This is a genomic window from Mesorhizobium sp. IMUNJ 23232, from assembly GCF_044326205.1.
Taxonomy (GTDB): Bacteria; Pseudomonadota; Alphaproteobacteria; order Rhizobiales; family Rhizobiaceae; genus Kumtagia.
This window is the reverse complement of record NZ_JBIRCY010000055.1, coordinates 22,035-48,215: the sequence shown is the minus strand read 5'-3', so window position 1 is coordinate 48,215 and position 26,181 is coordinate 22,035. Positions and strand designations below refer to the sequence as shown.

The window sequence follows — 26,181 nt, the reverse complement described above, 5'->3', positions numbered from 1 at the left end:
CAAGCCGGGCCCGGTCCGCTTCCGGCGTTTTTCGCCGCTGCGGCGCGGGCGGCCGCCCGGCGGAAGATTGCCGCGCTTCGACCCGGATGCGCCGAAACGCAAGAACATCCGCGAGGTCGACGAGATCCTGGCGCATGCCAATGCGATGGCGTTCTACGCGCTGGAGCCACCGAGGCGGGATACGTCATGACGCCGCCGGCCGGGCCGGATCTCGAAAACTTTCCAACAAACCCAATGGCCGGACGATCCGGGCGTGGCGGCGATCTGTGCTCATCCGTTGGCAAAGCCGGAACGATGCGAGCAAAAATATGACAAAAAAATTCAAGTAATTGATTCTCTTGTCTGGAATTATTCCAAACTATAGGCCATATTCAGCTAACGAACGCGTGCGCGGAAGGAGCGACCATGCGACTGACACGCCAGACCAATTACGCCATGCGCATCCTGATGTATTGCGCGGCCAATGACGGGCGGCTGAGCCGCATCCCCGAGATCGCCGAGGCCTATACGGTCTCGGAACTCTTCCTGTTCAAGATCCTGCAGCCGCTGGTCGAGAACGGCCTTGTCGAAACGGTGCGCGGCAGGAACGGCGGCGTGCGGCTCGGACGGGCGGCCGACAAGATCAACCTCTTCGATGTCGTGCGCGTCACCGAGGAAAGTTTTGCCATGGCCGAGTGTTTCGAAAACGACGCGGCCGAATGCCCGCTGATCGACAGTTGCGCGCTGAACGCGGCGCTGCGCGAGGCGCTCAATGCCTTCTTCGCCGTGCTCGAGCGCTATACCATCGCCGATCTCGTCAAGTCGCGCAGCAACGTCCGCTCGCTGCTGGGGATCGAGGCGCTGGCGCCGATCCGCGCACCGGCAGCCTGACCGCTACATCGCCACCGACTGCGGCAGCACGAACGGGACGTTGCCCGCTGGCAGCGCTCCTACCCTCAGACGGCAATCGAACACGCTTTCGATCAGCTCATCGTTCAGAACCTCGCGAGGTTCTCCCGAGGCAGCCACGCGGCCGCGATGCATGACGAAGACGCGGTCGGCATACATCGCCGTCAGATTGAGGTCGTGCAGGATGGCAACCACGCCGCCGCCCCGGCGCGCATAGTCGCGCGCGATATCCATGATGACGAGCTGGTGTTTTATGTCGAGGCTGGAGACCGGCTCGTCGAGGAAGAGATAGCGCGGCCGCCCCTCCAGCACCGGCACCCAGACCTGGCAGAGCACGCGGGCCAACTGCACGCGCTGCTGCTCGCCGCCCGAAAGCTCCTGGTAGAATCGCCCGCCGAATCCGGCGAGGTCGACCTTCGCCAATGCCCGATCCGGCAGGCGCTCCGCCTCGCCGGCGAGCGCGCCCGAACGGCCGCCCATCAGCCCGAGCCGCACGATCTCGCGCACCGTGAACGGAAAGGCGAGCTGCGTCGATTGCGGCAGCACGGCCCGCATGCCCGCGGCTTCACGTGGCGTCGTGCGTGAAATCTCGCGCCCCTCGAAGGTGATGCTGCCGCGATACGGCAGGTCGCCGGTCAGGGCCTTGAGAAAAGTCGTCTTGCCGGAGCCGTTAGGCCCGACGATCGCGGTGATCTGTCCGGGCGCGGCGGAAAAGCCGACGCCCTCGACGATGCACGCTGGGCCGATCGAGACGCCGACATTGCTGGCTTCGATCATCGTTGCCTCCTAGAGGTCCAGGATCCCGCGCTTGCGCAGCAATATCCACAGGAAGAACGGGCCGCCTGCCGCCGCCGTGACGATGCCGATCGGCAATTCCGCCGGCGCCACGATGGTGCGGCTCAGCGCATCCGCAAGCAGCAGCAGGCAGGCACCGAGCAGCGCCGAGCACGGCAGCAGGTAGCGGTTGTCCGGACCGATCAGCAGCCTGAGCAGATGCGGCACGATGATGCCGACGAACGCGATGCCGCCGCTGACCGCCACCGAAGCACCGGTCGCCGCGGAGACGACGAGGATGGCGGCATGCTTCAGCCGCTGCACCGGCACGCCGAGATAGGCGGCGCTGGATTCGCCGAGCGCCAGCGCATTGAGCCCGCGCGCGAAGAAAGGCGAAACCGCCAGCGCGACCGCGACAATGCTGCCGGCCGCGAACACCTTCGTCCATGTCGCGCCGGCCAGCGATCCCAACGACCAGAAGGTCAGGTCGCGCAATTGCCGGTCGTCCGCCACGAAGATCAGCAGGCCGGTCAGCGCCGTCGCCATGGCGCCGAGCGCGATGCCGGCGAGCAGCATGGTGGCGATCGACGTCTGCCCGCGCCGCGTCGCCACCTTATAGAGCACCAGCGTCACCGAAAGGCTGCCGACGAAAGCCGCCAGCGGCAGGGCATAGATCCCGAGCAGCGCCGTCACCGGCGCGAGCACCGTCGTGCCCAGCACGATCACCGACACGGCGCCGAGGCTGGCGCCGGCGGAGACGCCGACGATGCCGGGATCGGCGAGCGGATTGCGGAAAAGCCCCTGCATGACCGCCCCCGACACGGCGAGGCCTGCGCCGACCATGATGCCCATCGCCACGCGCGGCAGGCGGATATCGTAGATGATGATCCGGTCGCGCTCGGTAAGCACCGCATCCGCGCCAGTCCCCTGCAGCAGCCAGTCCTTCATCACCGCAAGGGCCGACGCGTCGGAAGCACCCGACGAGACGCCGAACGCCGCCGTGAACACTAGCGCGATGCAGAGCAGGATCAGCACAAGCTGCGCGCGCTGCGAGCGGTCGCCAGCGGCTGGAGGGCTCACGGCTGCCGTGACGGCGGCGCTGGAGATCGACATTCCACCACGCCTATTGCTTGATAGCGTCGCCGTAGAGAGCGGCCGCAAGATCGCGGATGGCGTCCGCGGTGCGCGGCCCGAAGCCGAGCAGATAGGAGCCGCTCATGCGCACGAAGCGGTGTTTCTCCCCTGCAGGCGTGGACTGGATCGCCGGCAGCGAGAAAAGCTGTGCCTCCGTCGCCGCATGGTCTTCGTTGCCGCCCCGGTTCATCATCAGGATGAGATCGGGTTTTGCAGTGATGATCGCCTCGTCGGAAAGCTGGCGATAGCCCGAAAAACCCTGGATGGCGTTGACGCCGCCGGCGAGTTTTATGATGCCGTCGGCCGCCGTGTCGGCGCCGGAGCCGAGAATCTTGCCGTCCTGCACGCTGAGCACGAACAGCACGCGCTTGCGCTCGGCGATGTCGGCGGTAAGGTCTTCCGCCGCCTTGAGGTCGGCATCGACCTTGGCGGCAAGCTGCGCCGCCTTGTCGTCGGCGCCGATCGCCTTGCCGACGACGATGATCTTGTCGATGATGCCTTTGTGGCCGAACTGGTCCGGCACCTCGATATAGGGAACGCTGGCCTTCTTCAGCACGTCGACCGCTTCCTTGGGGCCGCTGCCCTGCAGCGCAAGGATGGCGTTCGGCTTCACCGACAGCACGCCCTCCGGCGACAGCGCCCGCATGTAGCCGACATCGGGCAGGCTGAAGGCGGCTTCGGGATAGACGCTGGTCGAATCGCGGGCGATCAGCCGCTTCTCCTCGCCGAGCGCATAGATGATCTCGGTGATTGATCCGCCGACCGAAACGATCCGATTGGGATCCGGAAAAACGCTGACGCCTTCCGTGGCCTGCGCGGAAACGGAAACGGCCGCCGTGAAAAGCACGGCGGCAAGCAGGCGGCGCAGCGGCAAACCGCCAGATCGGAACGATGTCATGTCAAACTTTCACGCAGCAGTGGAACAGGGAATGCGGGGAAGATGCTCGGCCAGGAAGCGCCAGTCCTCGCGCTCGCCCTCGCCTTCGTGGCGCTTGCCGAAGAACTGGATGATCAGCCGCCCCTCGCCGTCATAGGCTTCGACGGAAGTGACGTGCCCATCCTTGGTCGGCTTGCGCACCACCCAGGTCTCGCGGATGTGGTCGAGGCGCAGATGCAGATGAAAGGTCTCGTCCAGAACATTGATCCATGGACCCATTGGCTTGATCGACGTGATCGGGCCGGAATGGATCTGGATGCAGCCGCGGCTGCCGACGAAGCACATGATCGGGATGGCGTCCTGCGCCGCCAGATTCATCAGCGCGGCCACCGCGTCGCCGTCGAGCTGCCAGGCGAGATCGGGACCGGCCAGCCGCATGGCGCGGCGGCGGCTGATCTTCAGCGAGCGCAGCATGCCGAAAAACTGGTGCGTGTCGGTCAGGCTGTTCCACCGCTCGCGCAGCAGGTCCGGCGAAACGGATTCATCGTCGGCCTCGACCTTGGCCTCGCCGGTCTCGATATCGACGACCGGAGACTGGTTTGTCGATTCCAGCGAGGCGACCAGTTTCTGATAGGCATAAAGATTCGATGCTGCGCGCAGATGCACCTTGTGCACGGCTTCGCCGGCCGCATCGAAGAATTGCAGGCTGCGCCGGATTTCGTCGCCGTCGCGTTTCTCGACGGCAAAACCGTGTTTCCAGACGCCGAGAAATATCCGCAGGTCGATGTCGGCGCCCAGTACCATGGCGCTGTGCTCGCCCGGAAAGACCTTGTCGTAGACGCCGATCTTTTCGTGCACCGCGCTGTCGTTGCGGGTGAGCGCCATCACCTCACCCACCGATTCCAGACCGACGAGCAGGTCGTTGACGCGCGGCTCAATGCGCACGACGCCCAGGCCGCAATGCGCCGCAACAAGTTCCGCCTCGGAAATACCGAGCTGGATGGCGAGGTCGCGCTCGCGCATCTTCGAATTATCGTCCCGCGCCCGCCGGATTTGCTCCGGCGTCGGCTTCACCCGCTGATCCATGTCTGTCCTACTTGTTGAGAATGAGCTTGCCCTGCCTGGTGATCTTCAGCCGGTAGAGCGAGCCGCCGTGATCGATGCCGATCTCGAACTCGCCCTGGAAAAGCGACTGGCTGGTCAGTGTGCGGACCGCAACGGGCCGCCTGTATTCAGGACGTTGCGCCGCATCGGTAGGATAGGGACGCGCGCGGAAGAAAGCATTGGGGTTGTGCGTGTTCATCTCGATCGACCCTCTCTGTCGCCGGGGTTCCGCCACGGCCGGTCTGCCGGAATTTGCCGCCTGTTATCTTGACTTAAAATATCAGGTTTTATAGGGAGTGCAATACCGGACAAAATAAGTCAACATATTTGACGGGCAACACCAAAATGCCAGCCAGCCTCCCGCCAGCCCCGCATTTTTTCAGACGCATGCAGGAGTAGGGACATGGGGGCTGTCGGCTTGGGGCACGACAATCGGGACAATGGGCGCGGGGCTGATGTCCGGCCGCTGAAGAGAAGGATCGCGCTGCTCGCCGGCGTGGCGTCGCTGGCGCTGGTTGGCGGACCGGCCCTCGCACAGGAAGAGCCGAAGCCACTATCGACCCAGGAACAGGCTTCGACCGCTGAACAGCAGGGCGAGAAGAAGCCGGAGGAAGGGACGGTCAACGCCGCCGGCAACACGGTGCTCGACCAGATCACCATCGTCAGCAAGACCGGCGAATCGGCGATCGACACGCTGGCATCGGTCAGCCACGTGGATCAGGCACAGATTGAACGCCGCATGGCGGTGACGCCCGGCGATCTCTTTTTCGGTGTTCCGGGCGTCGCCGCCCAGACGGACGCCAAGCGCGGCGCCACCAGCATCAACATCCGCGGCCTGCAGGATTTCGGCCGCGTCGCGGTCATCGTCGACGGCGCCCGCCAGAATTTCCAGCGCTCCGGCCACGGCACCCAGTCCGTCTTCTTCATCGATCCGGAACTCGTTCAGCAGGTCGACGTGATTCGCGGCCCGGTTGCCAACACCTACGGTTCGGGCGCCATCGGCGGCGTGGTGTTTTACGAGACCAAGGACGCCGAAGACTTTCTGCGCCCGGGCGAGACCTGGGCCGCATCGACGACGGCCCGCTACGACACCAACGGCGAAGGCTTTACCACCAGCGCGACCGGAGCCTACAAATTCAACGACTCCGTCGACGTGCTCGGCAACATTGTCTACCGCAATTTCAACGACTACAAGGATGGCGACGGCAACGACGTCTCCGGCACCGGCTTCGACATTCTGGCCGGAATGATGAAGAGCACCATCCGCCCGACCGAGAACAGCGAGTTGAAGCTCGGATGGGTCGGCGAAAAGCAAAACTGGACCGAAGGCTCGGACGTCTACGACGTCGACCAGCGCCAGAACACTTTTACGGGCCGCTACACCATCACGGATGACGACAGGAGCTGGCTCGACCTGCATGTCAACCTGTCCGCCAACATCGCCACCCTCGACCAGACCTACGGGCAGAACGTGACCCGTTTCAGCTCAGTGACCGGCCAGCCGATCATCATTCCGAAGGGTTCCAAGACCGGCTACGATCTCGATACCTACGGCATCGACCTCTGGAACACGTCGCGGTTCGAGACCGGCGTGATCGCGCACGAATTGACCTATGGCGGCGACTGGGTGACGGACGACGTCGTGACCAGCAGTCCGGAAGGCGGCGACGATCTGTTCACGCCGTCGGGCAAGCGGCGCCTCGGCGGCGCCTACATCCAGGAGAAGCTCACTTACGAGTGGCTGGAGATCATCGGCGCGCTGCGTTACGACAGCTACAAACTCGACGATGACGACGTCAACGTATCGGGCGACAGGCTTTCGCCGCGCATCACCGTGGGCGTGTCGCCCTTCGAGAGCATCGGCCTCGAAGGCCTGCAATTCTACGGCACCTATGCGGAAGGCTATCGCGCGCCGTCCCTGTCCGAGACGCTGATAAGCGGCCTGCATCCGAACGGCGTGGTGTTCCCCTTCCTGCCCAATCCGGACCTAAAGCCCGAAACCGCGCATACGGTGGAGTTCGGCATCAACTACGCGCAGGATGGGCTGATCCAGGCCGACGACCGGCTGCGCATCAAGACGGCCTACTACCACAACGACATTGACGACTACATCGGCCTCGCCACGCTTTCGCCCTTCGATCCGACCAGCGGCTGCCCGTTCATACCAGGCCCCGGCGCAATCCCGATCTGTTCGCAGTACCAGAACTTCGCCAATGCCAAGATCGAAGGTTTCGAATTCGAGAGCGTCTATGATGCCGGCTGGGGTTTTGCCGGACTGACGGCCTCGATCATCAGCGGCTACACGGTATCCTACTCGGGCGAGCGCGAAGATCTCGCCACGATCCCCTCCTCGCAGGTCACCGGACAGATCGGCTTCCGTTTCCTCGAGGACAAGCTGACCGTCGGCGGCGAGGTCCAGTACAATGGCAAGCCGAAGGGCAACCCGGTCGCCGACGACTATACACTGGTGAACCTGTTCGCCAGCTACCAGGCGAATGAGGATTTCCGCATGGATTTCCGCGTCGACAACCTGTTCGACGAGCAATACGTCAATCCACTGAACGGCACGACCACGACCACGCTCTACGAGCCGGGAATCTCGGTCAAGCTTGCTGCGACCATGCGTTTCGGAGGCTGAGTTTGAAACACCCGATCGCACCGACACCTCTTCTGCTGGCGGCAGCTCTCGCCGCCGCCAGCGGCATTGCGACGGCACAGGAGCAGGCTGCGAAGCCTGCCCTGGCACTCGAACTCAACGCCGCGCAGCCATCGCAAAAAGGCTGCCGGCTGACCTTCGTCGTCACCAACGGGCTCGGCGCCGAACTTTCCAAGGCGGCCTTCGAGATCGCCCTGTTCAACGAGGTGGGCGTGGTCGATACGCTGACCGTGCTCGACTTCAAGGAACTGCCGGCCGGCAAGACCAAGGTGACGCGATTCGACCTGCCGGGCCTGGACTGCGCGAAGATCAGCCGCGTGCTGGTCAACCGCGCTACCGACTGCGCCGGCGAGGGCGTGGACCCCGCTGCCTGCATGCGGCAACTGGCGCCCGGCACCAAGGCCAAAATCGCCTTCGGCGTTTGACCACCCATTCCCATCCAGGGATACGCGGCTGGAACACGGCCTCGCCCTGCCCCGTTCGAGCGTCAGACAATTTTGAACGCCCGGCAAGTCGGACCGAAGCACTTGCCTGTCTCACGCTTCACAAGGAGCCAAGAGCTTGAACTTTCTTCGCCTTCACAGGCTGGCCGCGCATCGCGGCGACGGCCTCAACGCCAAGATGCTCGACCTGCTCGAGCGCCGCGCGAGCCTTGCCGCCGGCCCCAACGTCGAAGAGCTTGCGCGCCATCGCGCCGCCACGCATATGCAGGCTGGCCCCAATCCGGCCGCGCCGGCATCCGCCGATCTGCCCGAAGGCGTCATCCGCTTTCCGGCCCGACCGGTTCCAAGAAACGCCGCACGCGGCGTCAAATCCTGACAGGCAACAAAGGAACACAGCCATGTACATAGCCATGAACCGCTTCAAGGTGCAGAACGGGTCGGAAGAGGCGTTCGAGGACGTCTGGAAGGGCCGCGATTCAACCCTCAACGAGATGAAGGGATTTCGCGAGTTTCATTTGCTGCGCGGGCCCGTAAACGAAACGGAAGGTTATACGCTGTTCGCCTCGCACACGGTGTGGGCAAGCCAGGACGATTTCATCGCCTGGACCAAGTCCGAAAATTTCCGCGCCGCCCACCGCAACGCCGGCCAGAACAAGCCGCTCTACATCGGCCACCCGCAATTCGAGGGATTTTCGGTGGTAGAAGGCGCCTGACGATGCAGCCCGTCTCCGATCCGGCGCGCTCGATCCCGATCCTGCCCTCGCCGGACATCGCGGAGAGCCGGGCCTTCTATCGCGACCGTCTCGGCTTCGAAACGGTCGCGCCGGACATGGACGCCTATCTCATCGTCCGGCGCGGCGAGATCGAAATCCATTTCTGGCTGACGCCGGACCGCGACCTACCGAAAGTCTCGTCCTGCTACATCCGCGGTGGCGAAGTCTCTCGCCTTCACGCGGAGTTTTCGGAGCGAGCCGTGCCGGGCCTGACGCCGTTCAGCGTGCGGCCGTGGAATATGAAGGAGTTTTACGTCCACGACCCGCACGGCAATCTGCTACGCTTCGGCTGCATTCCCGAAGAGGGTTGAGCTCCGTCACCCCGCTCCCGCCAGCAGGCTGGCATTGCCGCCGGCCGCTGTGGTGTCGACGCAGACCGAGCGCTCATGCGCATAGGCGGCCGGGTTCAGCACCTCGCTGATCAGCGGCACGATCGGACCGGAATGGTCGGCTAGTACGCGACGCACGACCCGCATCGCATCCGGCGTGCCCGAAAACGCCACCGCGTCGACGCCAAGCGCCCGCGATTCGACCGGGTCTGGCCGGCCGTCGATCACCGCCAGCGGAAACCCCTTACCGGTGAGCGGCTGCAAGGCGGCCGGCGCACCCGGCGCCACCGCCAGCACTGCATTGCCGGCGGCGAGCGCCTGCACAACCTGCGCCAGCAGCGTTTCGCCATCGGGGCCGAGGCACAGCACTTTCCCGCGCGGATGCAGCGTCAGCGTATTGGCCTCGCCGGTCGGTCCGGGCAGGTCGACAGGACCGAAATCGGTCGCGGCGGCGGCCGCGATCGCCTCGGCCGCCTTGCCGCGCAACACCTTGCGAAGCGCCGGCACGCGGTCGGTGCGCGTCGACCAGCCGCCATCTGCGGGGTCGGGCAGCGCATCGGCGAGTTCAGTGGCCGTCACCTTGTGCCCCTCGCCGATTTCCGTGCCGGCTTCCGCTGATTTGCGGAACCGGCGCAGATAGTGAGGCCCGCCGGCCTTTGGCCCGGTGCCGGAAAGCCCCTCGCCACCGAAAGGCTGCGAGCCGACCACGGCACCGATCTGGTTGCGGTTGACGTAGATGTTGCCGGCATGCACGCCGTCGACGATGTGCTGCACCCTAGCTTCTATGCGCGTGTGCAGGCCAAAGGTCAGGCCATAACCCTTGCGGTTGATCGACGAGATCACATGGTCGATGTCGTCCGCCCCGAAGGTGGCAACATGCAGCACCGGGCCAAAGACTTCCTTCCTCATCTCGTCGATGCCCGAAACGCGAAAGATGTGCGGAGCGACGAAACGGCCCTCCGTCGGCGCATCAAGTTTTGTGATCAGTTTCCCTTTACCCTCCATCTCTTTGCAGTAGGAGAGGATGGACTGCCGCGCCTCGTCGTCGATCACCGGCCCGACATCGGTCGAAATCTGCCAGGGATCGCCGACCTTCAGCGCCTTCAGCGCTCCTTCCAGCATTTCGAGCATTTTCTTTTCCACGTCCTTCTGGACATAGAGGACACGCAGCGCCGAGCAGCGCTGGCCGGCGCTCTGGAAGGACGAGGCGAGGATGTCGCGCACCGCCTGTTCCGGCAGCGCGGTCGAATCGACGATCATCGCATTGAGACCGCCGGTCTCGGCGATCAGCATGGCGTCCGGCGCCGCCGTCTCGGCAAGCTGCTTTTCGATCAGCTTCGCGACCTCGGTCGAACCGGTGAAGCAGACGCCGGCAATGCGCGGATCGGCGGTCAGCGGTGCGCCGACCGACGGCCCGTCACCCGGCAGGAGATGCAGCACCTCGGCCGGCACGCCAGCCCGATGTAGCAGGTCCACCGCCTTTGCGGCGATCAGCGGTGTCTGTTCGGCCGGCTTGGCGATGACGGCGTTGCCGGTGACCAGCGCAGCAGCGACCTGGCCGGTGAAAATCGCCAAGGGGAAATTCCACGGCGAGATACAGGCGATGACGCCCCGCGCCTGCGTGCCCGGTTCGACCCTCGCCGCCTCGGTCGCGTAGTAGCGCAGGAAGTCGACCGCCTCGCGCACTTCCGCGACACCGTCGGCCAGCGTCTTGCCAGCCTCACGGGTGCAGAGCGCGAAGAACTCGGCTGAATTCGCCTCATAGAGTTCGGCGGCGCGGCGCAGGATTTCCGCGCGCTCGGCGACGGGGCGTTTTGCCCAGGCGGGCTGGGCGGCCGCAGCGGATTTCACGGAGGCGGCAACCTGCTTGGCGCTGGCTTCGGTGACCGAGCCGACGATGTCACTCGGCCTTGCCGGGTTGGTCACCGGCCGTTTCGAACCATAGCCCGCCGCCTTGGGCGCCGGCCCGGCGGCCCAGCGTTCCGGGCCAACGAAAGCCGCTCTCGCCTTGTCGATCTCGCCGAGAGTGATGGGATCGGTCACGTCCCAGCCCCGCGCGTTGCGCCTGCCTGCACCGAAAATCGCTGCTGGTTTTGCAATCGCCGGATTGGCGGCCAGTCCCTGCTTCTCGACCACCGCGAACGGGTCGCGCGCAATCTCCTCCGGCGGCACGTCCTCGTCGGTTACCTGGTGCACGAAGGAGGAATTGGCGCCGTTTTCCAGCAGCCGGCGGACCAGATAGGCAAGCAGGTCGGAATGCGCCCCCACCGGCGCATAGATGCGGCAGCGCGTGCCCTCGGCCTTGCGCACCGTCTCGTGCAGCGCCTCACCCATGCCGTGCAGCCGCTGGAACTCGAATTTTTCGCGGTCGGGCGCCATGCGCAGGATGGCCGCCACGGTGTGCGCGTTGTGCGTGGCGAATTGCGGATAGATGCGGTCAGTCATCGACAACAGCTTTTTCGCGCAGGCGACGTAGGAAACGTCGGTGTTCACCTTGCGCGTAAACACCGGATAGTCGGACAGCCCCAGCACCTGCGCCCGCTTGATCTCCGTGTCCCAGTAGGCGCCCTTGACCAGCCGCACCATGATGGTGCGGTCGAGCTTTTGCGCCAGCGCGTAGAGCCAGTCGATGACGAACGCCGCGCGCGGGCCATAGGCCTGCACCACGACGCCAAAACCGTCCCATTCGGCTAGCCGCTCATCGGCCAACACCCGCTCGATCACGTCGAGCGACAGGTCGAGCCGGTCGGCCTCCTCGGCGTCAATGTTGAGCCCCATGCGGGCATGGCTCGCCGCCAGCGCCAGCGACAGGAGCCGCTCGCTCATCACCGGCAGCATCGCCTCGCGCTGCGCCTGCTCGTAGCGCGGATGGATCGCCGAGAGTTTTACCGAAATGCCGGGATTGGTGCGGATGTCGGGACCGTCCGTGCCGCTGTTGAGCGACGAGATGGCGTCGGCATAGGCCTTGAGGTAGCGCAGCGCGTCGGCTTCGGTGCGGGCGGCCTCACCCAGCATGTCATAGGAATAGAGATAACCCTTTTCCAACATGTCGCCGCCGCGGCGCACCGCCTCGTCGATGGTGCGGCCGAGCACGAACTGCTCGCCCATCTCGCGCATGGCGGCCGACACCGCGCGGCGGATGACCGGCTCGCCCAGCCGGCGCACCATCGAGCGCAGCGTGCCGGCTATCCCGTCGTCGGCGTCGTCGAGCACCCGGCCGGTCAACATCAGGGCCCAGGTCGAGGCGTTGACGAAGATCGAGCTCGATTCGCCCGAATGCGCCGACCAGTCGTGCGGCGCGATCTTGTCCTGGATCAGATCGTCCATGGTCTGCGTATCGGGGACGCGCAGCAGTGCCTCGGCAAGGCACATCAGCGCCACGCCCTCCTTGGTCGACAGCCCGTAGGCGGAGAGGAAGACTTCCATCAGCCGGGGATCGGAGGAGGCCCTCACCGCCCGCACCAGCTCGGCGGCACGCGCGGAAATCGCCTTGCGCTGCTCGGGCGACAGCGCCGCAAGCTCGGTAAGCCTTGCAAGCGCGGTGTCCTCGTCTGGCAGATAATTTTCGCGGATATGGCTACGAAGCACGTCGAGCGAGGGCGCGGTCATGGCGATCCTGTGGATTGCGGCGGTGAAAAGAGGATGGCGCGGTGTCTATCATGCACCGCTTTCCTCAAGGGTCCAAACTTCTGGCATTTGCGGCCCAATCGAACTATTCTATGAGGAAAACCCGATCGCTTTGGGCCAAGATTTCGATGATTGAAGACCAATTGGACCGTATCGACCGAAACATTCTTGCAGCGCTGGCGCGTGACGCTCGGCTGTCGGCCAACGAGCTCGCCGGTAAGGTGGGCTTGTCGAAGACACCGGTCCAGGCCCGTGTCCGCAGGCTTGAGAAGGACGGCTTTATCCGTGGCTATTCGGCGGTCATCGACCGCGAACGCATGGGTGAAGGCCATGTTGCCTTCGTGCAGGTCAAACTCTCCGACACCCGCTCGCTGGCGCTGGCCGAATTCAACCGCGCGGTGCAGGCCGTGCCGGAGATCGAGCAGTGCCACATGATGGCGGCAAGCTTCGACTATCTGCTGAAAGTCCGCACCCGCGACATCGCCGCCTACCGCCGCGTGCTCGGCGAGCGCATCTCTGCCCTGCCGCATGTGGCGCAGACCTCGACGTTTGTGGCCATGGAAACGGTGAAGGACCGGTAGACGCCGTGCGTGGATGCGCCTCGCCGCCCGGCAGCTACGCACCATCTGGCAGCACCGCGTTCGTCGTCGTAAAACGCATCTGCGGCATCGGCTTCCGCCGCGCGGGACATCGAAAAGGGAGATCAGGCATGCGCCGCGATTTCAAGGAACTCAACCGACGGCGTTTTCCGCTGGTTTTGCTGTGGCTGGGGATAACGGCGGCGGCTTTTGGGAATGCTGGTTTCGCTGTTGCCGCCGATCCCCTGCAGGGCGCATGGGTCGCGACCAAGGTCATTTCGGACGGCAAGCCGGCAGAGAATCTCGTGGGCCACCGGCTGACCTTCGATGGCGGTAATTTTCAGATCCAGTCGAGCGGAGGGCAAATCATCTTTGCCGGCACGACCAGTATTGATCCGTCCGCCAAGCCTGCTTCGATCGATTTCGTCAACACCCAAGGCGACGCAGCCGGCGCGACCTGGAAGGGCATCTATGTACTCGAGGGAGAAACGCTAAGCATCTGCGACAATTCTCCGAACCTGGATGCGGTTCGGCCCACTGCCTTTGAGGCGGCAAGCGGTTCGGGTCACGCGCTGTTCATCTTCGAACGCGCCAAGCCGTGAGAGGGCACGGCGCGACAGGCCTCTCCCTACTCCTCCAACAGTGTCCGCAAAAACGCCACCAGAGCGGCCTTTTCGCGATCCGAGAGCCGCAGTGGCTGCAATTCCGAGGTGCCGCCGGCTGACTGCTGTGCAGCCGTATAGTGATCGACCACCTGCTCTAGCGTCTCGAATTGCCCGGCATGCATATAGGGCGGGCGAGTAGCCGCCCCGCGCAGCGACGGCGTCTTGTAGGCATGCCTCAGTTCCGGGCCATCTCGCACCATGTAGAGAAGTTCGCCGCAGGCGCTTTCATCGCCGTCGCGGAAACGGCCGAGGCAGTTGAACGGATCGGCGAGAACTTCCGGGGCACCGGTCTCGCGGCCGAGATCGGCCGGCTTGCCATCGGCCGGCGGCACGCCGGTGTTGTGGAAATGCTCGTCGGTGAAGCGCGGGCCGTTGTGGCAGGTCGAGCATCGTGCCTTGCCGATGAACAGTTTTAAGCCCAGCACCTCCTCGTCGGTGAAGGCAGCATCGCCCTCCGGCGTCCGCCCGGCGGCGATTGCATCGGTAAAGCGGTCGAAACGCGTTGGCTTGTGGACGATCGTGCGTTCGAAGGCGGCTATTGCCTTGCCGATATTGGCGAAAACGGTGTCGATGCCGTCGCGCTGGTCTTCGGTCATTGCCGTCCACGCGGCCTGCTCCGCAGGTGTTCCGCGTGGCCCGGCAGAGGCTGGCAGAGTGGACATATCCGGCAAAGGCCCAAAAATGCGCTCGTAGCGGGTCTTGAATTCGCGCGTCATCAGGTGCGCGTATGCGGTGCGTGTGCCAGCGTGCTCCTGCAAATCCTCAAGAGGTGTCAGCGCCTGCGCCCAGAGACTGTCGCGGCGCCCATCCCAGAAGAACCAGGGCCCATAGGCGACGCCGGCCAACGGCATGGTGCGCCGGTTCGATTCGCCGGCGCCAACGCCGAAGGGCCGGTCGTCCTGGAACTGCCGGTCGATCATGTGGCAGGTCGAGCAGGCTACATTGCCGTCGCGGCTGAGCCTTTGCTCGAAGAACAGCGTCGCGCCAAAGGCGGCCGGCCCCGGTCTGTCGGCGTATTTGTTGGTCGGGTCCGGCGGCAGCGGCTTCAGCGCCGAAAGCGACAGCGAGGCGATGGTTGCCTTCTCAGCCTCGGAGAAATCCGGCCCATCGCAGCCCGCCGGCAGCACGAAAAGCCCAAGTACGAGCAGAAGGGCGAGGCGGCGCGGCATTGTTCTTCATCCAGAGTGATCCCTAGAGAACAACGTTGAACACGGCCTCATCCTTCTCGTCCTTGATCGAAATATCGAATTTCAGCTCCCATACACCGGGCATGGTGAACTTAAGGCCCTCGATGCGGTAGTGCCCCTCGCCGAGGTCGGCGGTCACCGTCGGCTTTGTCGGCAGGCCATGGCTATGGTCAGGCATGCCGCCGTCCACCGAGATCGCGGCGTCGCGAACCGGGTGGCCGTTGGGGAAGCGCACCGTGAGAATCCAGGACGTTAGCGGCCCGACCTTCGGCTCGCCGCCCTCCGGCGCGATGCTGGCGACGAAGCGCTTGTTCTCGGTGCGCTTGGCGCGGGCGACGTCGGGACCGTCGTGGCGCGGCGCGGTCAGATAGATCTGGGCAAAGCAGAAGATAGCGATGACGGCGAGGACCGGGACGACGATCATCCCCCAGGGAATTTTGCGCATGGGAATTTTTCCGAAGGCGGTTTCGCGCGAATTTAGGACTTTGCGGGCAAAACGGGAAGCCACCGTGTGCGCCGGGTTGCCGCATGCCGGCGCAGATGGCAAAAGGCCGTAAATCCAGGCATTTGGGGAGGCAAGAACTTGGCTCAGGGAATTGCGTCCGTCGGCGAATGCATGCTGGAACTTTCCGGCCAGGGCGGCGAACAGTGGCGCATGGGTTATGCCGGCGACACGTTCAACACGCTGTGGACGCTGCGGGCATTGACCGAGCCGGAACATGACGCCGACTATGTCTCGGCCTTCGGCGACGATCCCTTTTCAATCAAGCAGATAGAGTTCTTTTCCGCCAATGGGATCGGTATCGCGGCGAGCCCGGTCATCCCCGGAGCGAGGCCCGGTCTCTATGCGATAACCCTGACCGGAGCCGAGCGCTCCTTCACCTACTGGCGCTCCGATGCGGCGGCGCGGCAACTGGCGAAGGACCCCGCCGCCCTGCAAAAAAGCCTTGAAAACCGGGCGCTTGTGTATTTTTCCGGAATTACCTTGGCAATTCTTTCGGAAAATGCGCGCAGCGTGCTTTTCGGGGCGCTGGCGGTAGCACGCGAAAAAGGGGCGCGCATCGCCTTCGATCCAAACTACCGCCCGCGCTTGTGGCCTGATGCCGAGACCGCCAAGACGGCGATCGAGCAGGCCCTGGCAACCACCGACATTGCCCTGCCGACCTTCCCCGACGAGCAGGCGCTGTTCGGCGACAAAACTTCGGAAGACACCGCCAAGCGCTTGGAAAAACTGGGCGTCGCGGAAATCGTGGTCAAGGACGGTGAGGCGCCGGCGCTGATCCTGCATTATGAAGACCGTCACCATGTGCCCGCGACGGACGTTGCGACTCCCGTCGACACGACAGGCGCCGGCGACAGTTTCAACGGGGCTTATCTGGCTGCCAGGCTTGCGGGAGATGCGCCGGTGGAGGCGGCTGTCCGCGCGCATCGGGTCGCCGGCGCGGTGATCCAGGTGCGCGGCGCGCTGGCGCCGTTCGACATGCTAAGGACCGCCTTCAACGGATAGCGGCAAGCGATTGTTTTTAAGGCCTCGCGCTTGTTTTGTGGCCGTCGCCATCGCCGCGAGAGTGATTTTCATTTCTTAGCTTTGGTGGTTTCAGCCTCGCCGAAACCTGAACTCAGTAACGTGCCGATAAGTCTCGCCGGGCCTAAGAACCGCCTGCGGGAAATGCGGGTGGTTGGGCGAATCGGGCCAGGTCTGCGCTTCCAGGCAGAAGCTGGAAAACGGCCGGTAGCGGCGGCCGCCAAGGCCGATGGCGTCGAGGTCGACATAATGGCCGGCGTAGAACTGTACACCGGGTTCCGTCGTCCACACTTCCATCTCGACGCGCGAGGTCGCTCCCCGAGCACGGGCGGCGAGGCTAAGCTCACGCCGGGCAGCCGAGAGGCAAAAATTGTTGTCGTAGCGGACAAGGTCCGCCTTCGGCATGGGACGGATATTTCGCAGCTCGCGAAAATCGAACTCGGTGCCGGCGACCGGCTTTACCTCGCCGGTCGGGATCAGTTGCTCGTCGACCGGCAGGTAGGCGTCGGCAAAGATCGCAAGTTGGTGATTGCCGGTGTCGGTCTCGCCGCCATCGTCGAGATTGAAATAGGCGTGGCTGGTGAGGTTGCAGAGCGTCGGCTGGTCGGCCGTCGCGGTGAGTTCGAGCGACAGCGCGCCCTGCCCGCTCAGCCGGTACGTGCAGCGAGCCTCAAGCGCGCCCGGAAAACCCATGAAACCGCTGGGGTCAGCCAGCGAGAGCGTGACGAAATCGGAGCCCGAATCCTCGATCGTCCAGTTGCGGCGGGCATAACCATCCGGCCCGCCATGCAGCCCGTGCTTTTCCGGATGCTCGGCATCAATGGCGTAGTTTTTGCCGTCGATGCTGAAGCGGCCATCGCGGATGCGGTTGGCATGGCGGCCGATCACCGCGCCAAAATAGTTGGGGAACTTCAGATAGTCGTCCATACGCTCGAAACCCAGCGTCAGCGGCGCATCATGCCTTTCCAACCGCAAATCCTGCAGGATGGCGCCCCAGGACAGGATGTTGGCCGTCAACCCGCCGCCCCGAATCGTCACGCGGCGGACAGGCTCGCCGGCCGGCGTCGTACCGAAAACCTCGCCAAAATCCATCGCGCCGCCGCCTCCCCTGCTAGCCTCGCCCTTGTCAGCGCTCAGAGCCCCAGGCCGCCGATGCAGACATATTTGGTGTCGAGATAGTCTTCGATGCCCTGATGGCCGCCCTCGCGGCCGATGCCAGATTCCTTGACGCCGCCGAACGGCGCTTCGACAGTGGTGATCAGGCCCTCGTTGACGCCGACCATGCCGTATTTCAGGCCTTCCATGACGCGGAAGGCGCGGCCGAGGCTGCCGGTGTAAAAATAGGAGGCGAGGCCGAATTCGGTATCGTTGGCGAGTTTTATGCCCTCTTCCTCGGTCTCGAACCTGAACACCGGAGCGACCGGTCCAAAGATCTCTTCCTTCATGAACATCATGTCGGGCGTGGCGTCAGCGATCACGGTGGGCTCGAAGAACGAGCCGCCGAGCGCATGGCGCTTGCCGCCGGAGACGACCTTGCCGCCCTTGGCCTTGGCGTCGGCGACAAATTCCTCGACCTTCTCGACAGCCTTCTCGTCGATCAACGGCCCCTGCTGGGTGCCCTCCTCCAGGCCGGCGCCGACTTTCAGCTTGTTGCTCGCCTCCGCCAATTTCTCGACGAAGGCGTCGTAAACGCCAGCCTGTACGAAGAAACGGTTGGTGCAGACGCAGGTCTGGCCGGAATTGCGATATTTCGCGACCATCGCACCCTCGACGGCGCGCGAAATGTCGGCGTCGTCGAAGACCAGGAACGGCGCATTGCCGCCGAGTTCCATCGACACCTTCTTCACGGTCGCGGCGGCCTTTGCCATCAGCATCTTGCCGACCTCGGTCGAGCCGGTGAAGGTGATCTTCTTGACCAACGGGTTGGCGCAGATCTCGTCGCCGATCTCGGAAGCCGAGCCGGTGACGATGTTGACCGTGCCCTTGGGGAAACCTGCCTCCTCGCACAGCGCGCCCCAGGCAAGGCCTGAATAGGGCGTCTGCGAGGCGGGCTTGATAACCGCCGTGCAGCCGGCGGCCAGCGCCGGCGCGATTTTTCGTGACAGCATGGAGGACGGGAAGTTCCACGGCGTGATTGCAGCAATGACGCCTGTCGGCTCCTTGGTAACGAGGATGCGGCGGTCGCCCCACGGCGACGGCACGACGTCGCCATAGGCGCGGCGCCCTTCCTCGGCGAACCACAGCACGTAGGAAGCGGAAATCGCGATCTCGCCCTTAGATTCGGTCAGAGACTTGCCCTGCTCCATGGTGAGCAACTCGGCCAACGGCTGCTGGTTGTCCATGATCGCGTCGTGCAGTTTTCGCAGCAGCTTGTGGCGCTCCAGCACGGACGTCTTCTTCCAGGTCTGGAAAGCGGCGTCCGCCGCCTCGATGGCGCGGCGAGTCTCAGCCTTGCCGGATTTCGGCACGGTGCCGATGGTCAAGCCTGTGGCCGGATTGTTGACGTCGATCGTCGCGCCGGAATCCGCCTGCACCCATTCGCCGCCGATGAAATTCGCCTGCCGCATGAAATGGCTGGTTTTCTGGAGCATGTTTCTCTCCCTGGGCGTTCGCGGGAACGCACGGCTCACGGGTTGAAGCGGCACCGCCTGGGCGGCGGATGGTGGCCGCCGTCTTAGCCTTCCGGGGGCGAAGGATCAATTGGCGCAGAAGGCGGTGAACGGATGGCATGGCATGGGACGCGACTCCCTGGCCTTCGGGATCGATCCGGTCTGTTTCCGACCCCGAGACTTTCCGGTCTTCAGCACATGATCTGGAAATTGCCGACTTTTGCTTTATTCTGGAGCGAGGCTTGGCAGGCTCCAAAAGACAGGCGCGACAGAAGTGATATATGTCATCTTGGCCTTTGCCGTGGCTGCCATCTACTTTGTCGTCTATCGCTTTTCAAAGCTTTTCGGCATGACAAACAGCACGACCGTGCTGGTCGATACGACGTATGAATCCATCAAGAAAGGACGGTTCAAGATTCCGATCTGGCAATTGACCACGAGCGGCATCAGAAATGTCCTTTACGGATGGGCGATCATCTTTGTCCTCGGATGCACAGTCATGATAGCGCTCGTGGCCGTCACCATTCTCAACGGATAGCGGTTCCCTGATCCTGATCAGGAAAGTCCCCTTCCCGAATACTGCCACCGTCATCCAGAACGTCACAGCGACAGCGGCCGGCGCGGCGGCAATGATCATCCGACCGGAGGTCGCCGCCTGCCGACGCCGTGCCGTATTGCAACCGCGCCTGCGACGCCGGACAGCCCGGTAGCCGGCGCGCAGGCGGCGCTGCGTCTCAGATCTGGTTTGCACCCATGAAGGCGCCATTCGGTCCAAAGCGGCACTGGAAAGTTCCCGCCGTGTCGTCGTCATTCGGCAAGGTCCATGAACCCCTGATCGTTGTGCCGCCAGCCCCAGCGACGGGATTGTCCGTCGAGATTTCCCCGAGGCTCACGCCCGTTTGATTGGCGAACTGCTGCCGGCAGAAGTCGGGCATCTGGGCTGCCGAGACGATTTGCCCCGTCGATGCCGAAGCGCTCGTACCGGGAGAACCCTGGCAACCGGCCAGCACGAGCAAGGCAAAAACGCCTGTCGAGAGGTAGCTTTTCCGTCTCATTGTCATTGGGTCTTCTCCTCAAATGCCGGCACGACGCCGTTTTAATTGTCTCTAAAACCACAATCGCGGTACAGATCCTTCAGTCGCCGCTTCGCGCATTGCAAGCCGGCAGCCGATGTTATCGCGTTCAAAAACTGGCGGCGCGGCGGATTGCAGCACCTTAGCGACAATGCCCGGCATCGCCAGCGGAGAGGTGTAACTTACGTAGGGGCTACACCGCCTGCGACACGGCGGCAATGGTCCGCGCGATGCGCGTCACCAGTCGAGCGGATAGCGCCACCATAGCGAGCCGAAGCGGCACCCTGCTCACATGATCTGGCCTCATTTGCATTTCATCGCTATGAAGCCACGGCAGACGATCAGGGACTTGTGCACCAGAGATGAGAACGAAACCAGGACCGACCGAGCATCCGCGCTATCGTGTCATCCCCCGCGATTCGAAGAAGCTGGCCATCTTCTTTTCCGGAACCGGTGTCGAGGACAATCGGTTCCACTGGTGGAACATGGGCCAGAGGATCGACGCCAGCGTCATCTATGTGAACAACGGCCGCAACGAATGGTACATGAAGGGCATCCCCGGACTTGGGGATTCCTACGGCGCGACGGTCGAGGCATTCCGCAACTGGGCAGACGCGCTCGGCGCGACGGACATCTATACATGCGGCGGTTCGATGGGAGGGTCTGGTGCCCTCGTGTACGGCGTGCCTCTCGGCGCGCGTGTCCTGGGACTGGGCTTCGAGACCCATCTGAATTTCCCGTGGGGCAACGTCCAGCGGCTGTTGCTACGGGATTTCGTTCCCGAATTTACCGATTTTCGTCCACTCGTCGCCAAGGCGAGACAGCGGATCGTGGTCTATGCCGGGGAAAGCGAGCCGGTCGATCTGGCGGCGGCGGCGCATATCGCCGACCTGCCGATGGTGGAAACCGTGACATTGCGTGGTGTCGGACACGGGCCGCCTTCTCACCTGCGCAACCGTGGGAAACTCGACCCGCTCTTCGACGCGTTGCTGAATGACGGGCCGCTGCCCGAAGTTTCCAATGCCGGCGCCGGACTTCGTTCCGGATTTCCAGACGCGCTCTATGCGGCCTATTGCGCCAACCAGGAGAAGCGCTGGGGCGACCTGGAAGGCCTGGCACGCAAGGCCGTCGAGATCTACCCGGCGTCGGAACATGCGACGATGTTCCTCGGCAGGGCGCTGCTTCAGCAGCAGAAGGCCAAGCAGGCGATTCCGGTGTTGCAGCGGGCCATTTCGCTCTATCCGAATTCGCGCGACGCGCGCTTGCTTCTGGCTTCCGCAACCGAGAAGACGGGCGACCTCGTCGGGGCCGTCGCCATCCACAAGAACATACTGGCGCAATGGCCGAGCTTCGGCCTCTCCCATTACGGGCTCGGCCGCATCTACGCCGGCAAGAAAAGCCTGCGCGCGGCGATCAAGTGCCTGGAGCGCGCGGTGGAGCACGATCCGTATCGCGCCGCCTTCCGGAACAAGCTCGAGGAGATGAGAGCCCTGGCGAACGTCGCGAAAGCGTAATCGCCCTTCGGCCGCCGCGCGCACCGCGTGTGGCGGACGGGCTAGCCAAACACCATCTGCAGCACCGCCATCCACGCCGTCATCGTGACGGCGGCCAGCGCGGTGGCGATGGTCATCTGGTTGGAGGCCAGCGCCTGGCCGGTCTGGAACTGTATGGCGATCAGGTAGGAGTTGACGCCGGACGGCAGCGCCGCCGCGGCGACCGCGATTTTCGCCGTCAGCGGCGGCAGGCCGACCGCCCAGGCCAGCGCCAGCGCTGTTGCCGGCATCAGGACGAGTTTCACCATCGACAGCACGATCGCCGGGCGCACGTTTCCCGAAATACCGAATTTCTTCAGGCCGAGCCCCATGGCGAACAGCGCCAGCGGCGCCGCGATGCCGGCCAGCGCGTCGACGAAGCGCATCGCCAGAACCGGAAGATCGAGACCGGTCAGCCGCCACAGCAGGCCGAGAAAAATGCCGAGGATCAGCGGGTTGGTGAAAATCCTGCGCAAGAAGTCACGAATGATGACGAGCGGGTGCATGGGCTCGCCGTCGCGCCGGCTGAAGAACTGGAACAGGATGATGGAGGCCATCAGCATCGTCGGCAGGTGGATAGAGATCAGCAGCGACAGTTCCTCGAACCCCTGCTGCCCGAATACGCCGAGCATGAACGGGATGCCGAGCAGCACGATGTTGGAGAAGGCCGACGAGACGCCGCCGACGACGCCGGCTTTCGAATCGCGGCCGAAGACATTCGTGGTCAGCAGATGTCCGGCGGTCCAGGCGACGATGACGGCCGAAAAATAGACGCCCCACAGGCCCCATGGCGCCGAACCGTGGAACTCGGCGGTCACCATGGTGCGGAACAAGAGCAGCGGCAGCGCCACGCCGACAGCGAATTCTGACAGCGCGTCGCCCGTCTGCATCTTCAGGTAGCCGGTTGCGCCGGCGATGTAGCCAAGCGCGACGAGGCCGAAGATGAACAGGACGGTTTCTACGAGCGGGGACATTTTTCGGGCGGCGGGATGGGAGCGGAGGAGACGGCTCGGGCAAATCCCGCGCCGGTCAGGGATTTTTGCCTTGATAGGCGAGCCGTCTGCCCTGCGCAACGCCCGCCTCGGCTTGTCTTTCAAACAGCTTTGCCATCCCTATATCCAAAAACCGCGATGGGAGGATGGATGCTTCGAATCGTTTTCGCGCTTGTGTTGATGCTCGGCGCAGGGCCGGCGATGGCCACCGAGGCCGGCTGGGCGCTATTGCGCGAGGGCGGCCATGTCGTGCTGCTGCGCCACGTCATCAGCGGCGGCGGCGCAGAACCCGCCAATTTCGACATCGAAAAATGCGCCACGCAGCGCAATCTTTCCGAACGCGGAAAACAGCAGGCACGAAAAATTGGTGCGCTGTTTGCCACGCGCGCTGCGCCGATCGAGCGGGTGTTGTCCAGTCGTTGGTGCCGTTGCCTCGACACCGCGCGCATCGCCTTCGAGGCCGAACCGGAAGTGTTCGAGCCGCTCGACCCGGTGAAGACGGATGAGGCGGCAAAAGCTACGCAGTTGAAGGCTATCATGGACATGGCCGCGGGCTTTGCCGGATCGGACAATCTGGTCATGGTGACGCATGCGGATGTCGTCCAAGCGCTGACCGGGGTGACGCCCCGCGAGGGCGAGGCGGTGATCGTGCAGCCGGACGGCGAGCGCTTGCGGGTACTGGGGCGCATCGTGTTTAACTGAACGTAGGCGGGCGCCGGCAGATGTTGCCGAAATTCAACCTCCGCCGCGCAGATCGACTCTTCCTGTCTGCACCAACCGCCCGATGATGGCGGATGACAAGGCAGCCATGGCGTGGACCTGCATCGCACCCCCGGTTGCCTGTCCGGCTTTCCCCTCCCGTCCCGTCATGCTAACCCCGCTGTCGCGGGCGCGTCCGCCGGGAGAGAGCGTTGCATCAGCAAAGACCACGAAAAACCTTTGCCTTCGTCTCGTCCGGAACGTCCGACGCCGAGGAAGCCGCGGCGCAGCTTTCGCGAGCCTATGGGCAGGCACCGGTCGGCGATGCCGACGTCATCGTCGCGCTGGGAGGCGATGGTTTTCTGCTGCAGGTGCTGCGCGAGACCATGGGCAGCGGCAAACGGGTCTATGGCATGAACCGTGGCACCGTCGGCTTCCTGATGAACGAGTTCCGCACCGACGACCTGCAGGAGCGCATCGAGGCAGCCGACGCCGAGACGATCCGGCCGCTGGAGATGGAGACCGTGTCGGCTGACGGCCGCACGGCCCGCGCGCTTGCCATCAACGAAGTGTCGCTTTTCAGGCAGTCCTATCAGGCGGCGAAGATACGCATCACCATCGACGACAAGGTCCGGATGGACGAGTTGACCTGCGACGGCGTCATCGTCGCGACGCCGGCCGGCTCGACAGCTTACAATCTCTCGGCGCAAGGCCCGATCGTACCGCTCGACGCGCCTTTGCTGGCGCTCACGCCGGTCTGCCCGTTCCGGCCCCGCCGCTGGCGCGGCGCGCTGCTGTCCAACCGCTCGACCGTCCGCTTCGACGTGCTCGAAGAGCCGAAGCGCCCGGTGAACGCGGTGGCCGATCACACCGAAATCAAGTCGGTCCTGTCGGTGACGGTGCGCGAGTCATCGACGCTGACGGCCACCTTGCTGTTCGACGCCGGCCATTCCTGGGACGAGCGTATCCTTGCCGAGCAGTTTCGTTATTGACCGTGTTGCAAAGCAAAAACCACAACACCATATGTTGAATTGCCGTGAGCGGTCAAAAAACGTCTGATAATATTGACAAAACCGGATTCAGCCCGTAACGGCAACCACTGATCCGCAAACGCGTGATCGATGCAGCGGTGTGTAGACCGCGCCTTTGAACAGCTAAAGCAGCCGAAACACTTGTCCTCAGACACCACGACCGCTCAAGAAGCGATTACATTTGTCGATCTCGGTCTTTCGCCGAAGGTCCTTTCCGCGGTCAACGACGCCGGCTACACGGTGCCGACGCCGATCCAGGCCGGCGCCATTCCCCACGCCCTGCAGGGCAAGGATGTTCTCGGCATCGCCCAGACAGGAACCGGCAAGACCGCAGCTTTCGTGCTGCCGATGATCACGCGCCTCGAAAAGGGCCGCGCCCGGGCGCGCATGCCGCGTACGCTGATCCTGGAGCCGACGCGCGAACTTGCAGCGCAGGTGGAAGAGAATTTCGTCAAATACGGCAAGAACCACAAGTTGAACATCGCACTGCTGATCGGCGGCGTTTCGTTCGACGAGCAGGACAAGAAGTTGGAGCGTGGCGCCGATGTATTGATCGCCACGCCTGGCCGTCTGCTCGACCACCGCGAGCGCGGAAAGCTGTTGCTCAACGGCGTCGACATCCTCGTCATCGATGAGGCCGACCGTATGCTCGATATGGGGTTCATTCCCGACATCGAGCGCATCTGCGAGATGATCCCGTTCACCCGGCAGACGCTGTTCTTCTCGGCGACCATGCCGCCGGAGATCACCAAACTGACCGAAAAATTCCTGCATTCGCCGGTGCGGATCGAGGTGGCGCGAGCGGCCTCCACCGCGACCAGCATCACCCAGCGGCTGGTGAAATCCGGCAACAAGCCGTGGGACAAGCGCGAAGTTTTGCGCAATCTTATCAAAGCCGAAGCCGACAGCCTCAAGAACGCAATCATCTTCTGCAACCGCAAGATCGAAGTTTCGGAACTGTTCCGCTCATTGGTCAAGTATGATTTCGATGCCGGCGCGCTGCATGGCGACATGGACCAGCGGGCGCGTATGCAGATGCTGGACAATTTCCGCTCCGGCAAGCTGAAGCTGTTGGTCGCTTCCGACGTCGCGGCGCGCGGGCTCGATATTCCAGACGTCAGTCATGTCTTCAATTTCGATGTGCCTATTCACTCGGAGGACTACGTTCACCGCATCGGCCGTACCGGCCGCGCAGGACGGTCCGGAAAGTCCTTCACCATCGCCACAAGGAACGACGCCAAGTATCTGGACGCGATCGAGAAATTGATCGGCCAGAAGATCGAATGGCATGATGGCGACCTGTCGACGGTGGTCGCGCGCGAGGAAACCGACGACTCGCCGCGCCGCGAGCGTACCGGCGGACGGGGCCGTGACAGGGACCGCAAGCCGCGCGATGCGCGAGGCGGCCGCCGATCGGAAGCGCCGAAGCCCGCTGAACGGCAGCAGGAGGAAGATCAACCGGCGGTTGCTGTGGCGAATGATGACCGCAGCACAAGGCGGGACTCGATTCGTCAGGAAAACGCCTCGCGCAAGGCTCCCGCCCCCGAGCGCCAGGCCCGCGACACGCGGCGTCCCCGGCCTCATTCCGAGGACGACGACCGTTCGGTGCTGGGTTTTGGCGCCGACATGCCGGCTTTCATGCTAGTCGGCGGAAAGCTCTGAACGGCTGACCGAGTATCGCGGCA

The 26,181-nt window shown here is 63.8% G+C and carries 27 protein-coding genes; 15 read left to right on the top strand and 12 right to left on the bottom strand.

All coding sequences use genetic code 11. The features are described from left to right. Together ACH196_RS29480 and rirA are read left to right on the top strand one after the other, a co-directional pair. Window positions 1–190 (top strand): hypothetical protein (locus ACH196_RS29480; RefSeq protein ID WP_396650415.1); only part of this gene is annotated, 190 nt, incomplete at its 5' end. 215 nt (window positions 191–405) lie between these two features. Then, the gene (gene rirA / locus ACH196_RS29475) at window positions 406–870 is read left to right on the top strand and encodes an iron-responsive transcriptional regulator RirA (RefSeq protein ID WP_396650414.1); all 465 of its coding nucleotides are present in this window, start codon (window positions 406–408) and stop codon (window positions 868–870) included. Window positions 871–873: 3 nt separating this feature from the next. On the opposite strand, the gene ACH196_RS29470 is transcribed toward rirA, so the two are convergent. Genes ACH196_RS29470 through hemP form a run of 5 tightly spaced genes read right to left on the bottom strand, consistent with a single transcriptional unit; the run spans window position 874 to window position 4,976 of the window. After that, window positions 874–1,665, bottom strand: coding sequence for a heme ABC transporter ATP-binding protein (locus ACH196_RS29470; RefSeq protein ID WP_396650413.1), 792 nt, complete (start codon window positions 1,663–1,665; stop codon window positions 874–876). Between the two features lie 9 nt (window positions 1,666–1,674). Then, entirely contained in the window at window positions 1,675–2,775 is a 1,101-nt protein-coding gene (locus tag ACH196_RS29465; RefSeq protein ID WP_396650412.1) for a FecCD family ABC transporter permease, read from the bottom strand. 10 nt (window positions 2,776–2,785) lie between these two features. Further along, the gene (locus tag ACH196_RS29460) at window positions 2,786–3,694 is read right to left on the bottom strand and encodes a hemin ABC transporter substrate-binding protein (protein ID WP_396650411.1); all 909 of its coding nucleotides are present in this window, start codon (window positions 3,692–3,694) and stop codon (window positions 2,786–2,788) included. Between the two features lie 9 nt (window positions 3,695–3,703). Then, the gene (locus ACH196_RS29455; RefSeq protein WP_396650410.1) at window positions 3,704–4,759 is read right to left on the bottom strand and encodes a hemin-degrading factor; all 1,056 of its coding nucleotides are present in this window, start codon (window positions 4,757–4,759) and stop codon (window positions 3,704–3,706) included. Window positions 4,760–4,766: 7 nt separating this feature from the next. Beyond that, window positions 4,767–4,976 (bottom strand): hemin uptake protein HemP, encoded by a 210-nt coding sequence (hemP, locus tag ACH196_RS29450; RefSeq protein WP_396650409.1) that lies wholly within the window; start codon window positions 4,974–4,976, stop codon window positions 4,767–4,769. 204 nt (window positions 4,977–5,180) lie between these two features. On the opposite strand from hemP, the gene ACH196_RS29445 reads away from it, so the two are divergent. The 5 genes from ACH196_RS29445 (at window position 5,181) to ACH196_RS29425 (ending at window position 8,960) form a co-directional block, all read left to right on the top strand. After that, window positions 5,181–7,415, top strand: a complete 2,235-nt coding sequence (locus ACH196_RS29445) for a TonB-dependent hemoglobin/transferrin/lactoferrin family receptor (protein ID WP_396650408.1) — start codon at window positions 5,181–5,183, stop codon at window positions 7,413–7,415. Between the two features lie 2 nt (window positions 7,416–7,417). Next, on the top strand, window positions 7,418–7,858 hold the full coding sequence (locus tag ACH196_RS29440) for a hypothetical protein (protein ID WP_396650407.1): 441 nt from the start codon (window positions 7,418–7,420) through the stop codon (window positions 7,856–7,858). Between the two features lie 136 nt (window positions 7,859–7,994). Continuing rightward, entirely contained in the window at window positions 7,995–8,252 is a 258-nt protein-coding gene (locus ACH196_RS29435) for a hypothetical protein (RefSeq protein WP_396650406.1), read from the top strand. A 22-nt stretch (window positions 8,253–8,274) separates the two neighbouring features. Beyond that, a complete protein-coding gene (locus tag ACH196_RS29430) occupies window positions 8,275–8,589 on the top strand; it encodes an antibiotic biosynthesis monooxygenase family protein (RefSeq protein ID WP_396650405.1) in 315 nt (104 codons plus the stop codon). A 2-nt stretch (window positions 8,590–8,591) separates the two neighbouring features. Beyond that, a complete protein-coding gene (locus tag ACH196_RS29425; RefSeq protein ID WP_396650404.1) occupies window positions 8,592–8,960 on the top strand; it encodes a bleomycin resistance protein in 369 nt (122 codons plus the stop codon). Between the two features lie 6 nt (window positions 8,961–8,966). Here the strand turns inward: ACH196_RS29425 and putA are convergent, their stop codons facing one another. Then, window positions 8,967–12,587 (bottom strand): bifunctional proline dehydrogenase/L-glutamate gamma-semialdehyde dehydrogenase PutA, encoded by a 3,621-nt coding sequence (gene putA / locus ACH196_RS29420; RefSeq protein WP_396650403.1) that lies wholly within the window; start codon window positions 12,585–12,587, stop codon window positions 8,967–8,969. A gap of 146 nt (window positions 12,588–12,733) precedes the next feature. Between putA and ACH196_RS29415 the strand changes: the two genes are divergently transcribed. Both ACH196_RS29415 and ACH196_RS29410 read left to right on the top strand, forming a co-directional pair. Further along, window positions 12,734–13,186, top strand: a complete 453-nt coding sequence (locus ACH196_RS29415; protein WP_396650402.1) for an Lrp/AsnC family transcriptional regulator — start codon at window positions 12,734–12,736, stop codon at window positions 13,184–13,186. Between the two features lie 128 nt (window positions 13,187–13,314). Next, entirely contained in the window at window positions 13,315–13,785 is a 471-nt protein-coding gene (locus ACH196_RS29410; RefSeq protein WP_396650401.1) for a TIGR03067 domain-containing protein, read from the top strand. 26 nt (window positions 13,786–13,811) lie between these two features. Here ACH196_RS29410 and ACH196_RS29405 read toward each other — a convergent pair whose 3' ends face one another. Then, window positions 13,812–15,017 (bottom strand): cytochrome-c peroxidase, encoded by a 1,206-nt coding sequence (locus ACH196_RS29405; RefSeq protein WP_396650400.1) that lies wholly within the window; start codon window positions 15,015–15,017, stop codon window positions 13,812–13,814. A gap of 22 nt (window positions 15,018–15,039) precedes the next feature. Then, window positions 15,040–15,480, bottom strand: a complete 441-nt coding sequence (locus ACH196_RS29400) for a FixH family protein (RefSeq protein ID WP_396650399.1) — start codon at window positions 15,478–15,480, stop codon at window positions 15,040–15,042. Window positions 15,481–15,618: 138 nt separating this feature from the next. Between ACH196_RS29400 and ACH196_RS29395 the strand changes: the two genes are divergently transcribed. Next, window positions 15,619–16,542 (top strand): sugar kinase, encoded by a 924-nt coding sequence (locus ACH196_RS29395; RefSeq protein WP_396650398.1) that lies wholly within the window; start codon window positions 15,619–15,621, stop codon window positions 16,540–16,542. A 90-nt stretch (window positions 16,543–16,632) separates the two neighbouring features. Here the strand turns inward: ACH196_RS29395 and ACH196_RS29390 are convergent, their stop codons facing one another. Both ACH196_RS29390 and ACH196_RS29385 read right to left on the bottom strand, forming a co-directional pair. Continuing rightward, a complete protein-coding gene (locus tag ACH196_RS29390; protein ID WP_396650397.1) occupies window positions 16,633–17,652 on the bottom strand; it encodes an aldose epimerase family protein in 1,020 nt (339 codons plus the stop codon). 41 nt (window positions 17,653–17,693) lie between these two features. Next, on the bottom strand, window positions 17,694–19,151 hold the full coding sequence (locus ACH196_RS29385; RefSeq protein WP_396650396.1) for an NAD-dependent succinate-semialdehyde dehydrogenase: 1,458 nt from the start codon (window positions 19,149–19,151) through the stop codon (window positions 17,694–17,696). Between the two features lie 292 nt (window positions 19,152–19,443). Here ACH196_RS29385 and ACH196_RS29380 point away from each other — a divergent pair, with 292 nt between their 5' ends. Then, window positions 19,444–19,707 (top strand): hypothetical protein, encoded by a 264-nt coding sequence (locus tag ACH196_RS29380; protein ID WP_396650395.1) that lies wholly within the window; start codon window positions 19,444–19,446, stop codon window positions 19,705–19,707. 196 nt (window positions 19,708–19,903) lie between these two features. Here ACH196_RS29380 and ACH196_RS29375 read toward each other — a convergent pair whose 3' ends face one another. Beyond that, window positions 19,904–20,230, bottom strand: a complete 327-nt coding sequence (locus ACH196_RS29375) for a hypothetical protein (protein ID WP_396650394.1) — start codon at window positions 20,228–20,230, stop codon at window positions 19,904–19,906. A gap of 374 nt (window positions 20,231–20,604) precedes the next feature. Between ACH196_RS29375 and ACH196_RS29370 the strand changes: the two genes are divergently transcribed. Next, the gene (locus tag ACH196_RS29370; protein ID WP_396650393.1) at window positions 20,605–21,756 is read left to right on the top strand and encodes a tetratricopeptide repeat protein; all 1,152 of its coding nucleotides are present in this window, start codon (window positions 20,605–20,607) and stop codon (window positions 21,754–21,756) included. Between the two features lie 41 nt (window positions 21,757–21,797). Here ACH196_RS29370 and ACH196_RS29365 read toward each other — a convergent pair whose 3' ends face one another. After that, window positions 21,798–22,748, bottom strand: coding sequence for an AEC family transporter (locus tag ACH196_RS29365; protein ID WP_396650392.1), 951 nt, complete (start codon window positions 22,746–22,748; stop codon window positions 21,798–21,800). A gap of 168 nt (window positions 22,749–22,916) precedes the next feature. Here ACH196_RS29365 and ACH196_RS29360 point away from each other — a divergent pair, with 168 nt between their 5' ends. The 3 genes from ACH196_RS29360 to ACH196_RS29350 all read left to right on the top strand — a co-directional run bounded on the left by ACH196_RS29360 (window position 22,917) and on the right by ACH196_RS29350 (window position 26,158). Continuing rightward, entirely contained in the window at window positions 22,917–23,468 is a 552-nt protein-coding gene (locus ACH196_RS29360) for a histidine phosphatase family protein (protein ID WP_396650391.1), read from the top strand. Between the two features lie 209 nt (window positions 23,469–23,677). Next, window positions 23,678–24,457, top strand: coding sequence for an NAD kinase (locus ACH196_RS29355; protein ID WP_396650390.1), 780 nt, complete (start codon window positions 23,678–23,680; stop codon window positions 24,455–24,457). Between the two features lie 180 nt (window positions 24,458–24,637). Then, window positions 24,638–26,158, top strand: coding sequence for a DEAD/DEAH box helicase (locus ACH196_RS29350; RefSeq protein ID WP_396650389.1), 1,521 nt, complete (start codon window positions 24,638–24,640; stop codon window positions 26,156–26,158). The last annotated feature ends 23 nt before the right edge of the window (window positions 26,159–26,181 follow it).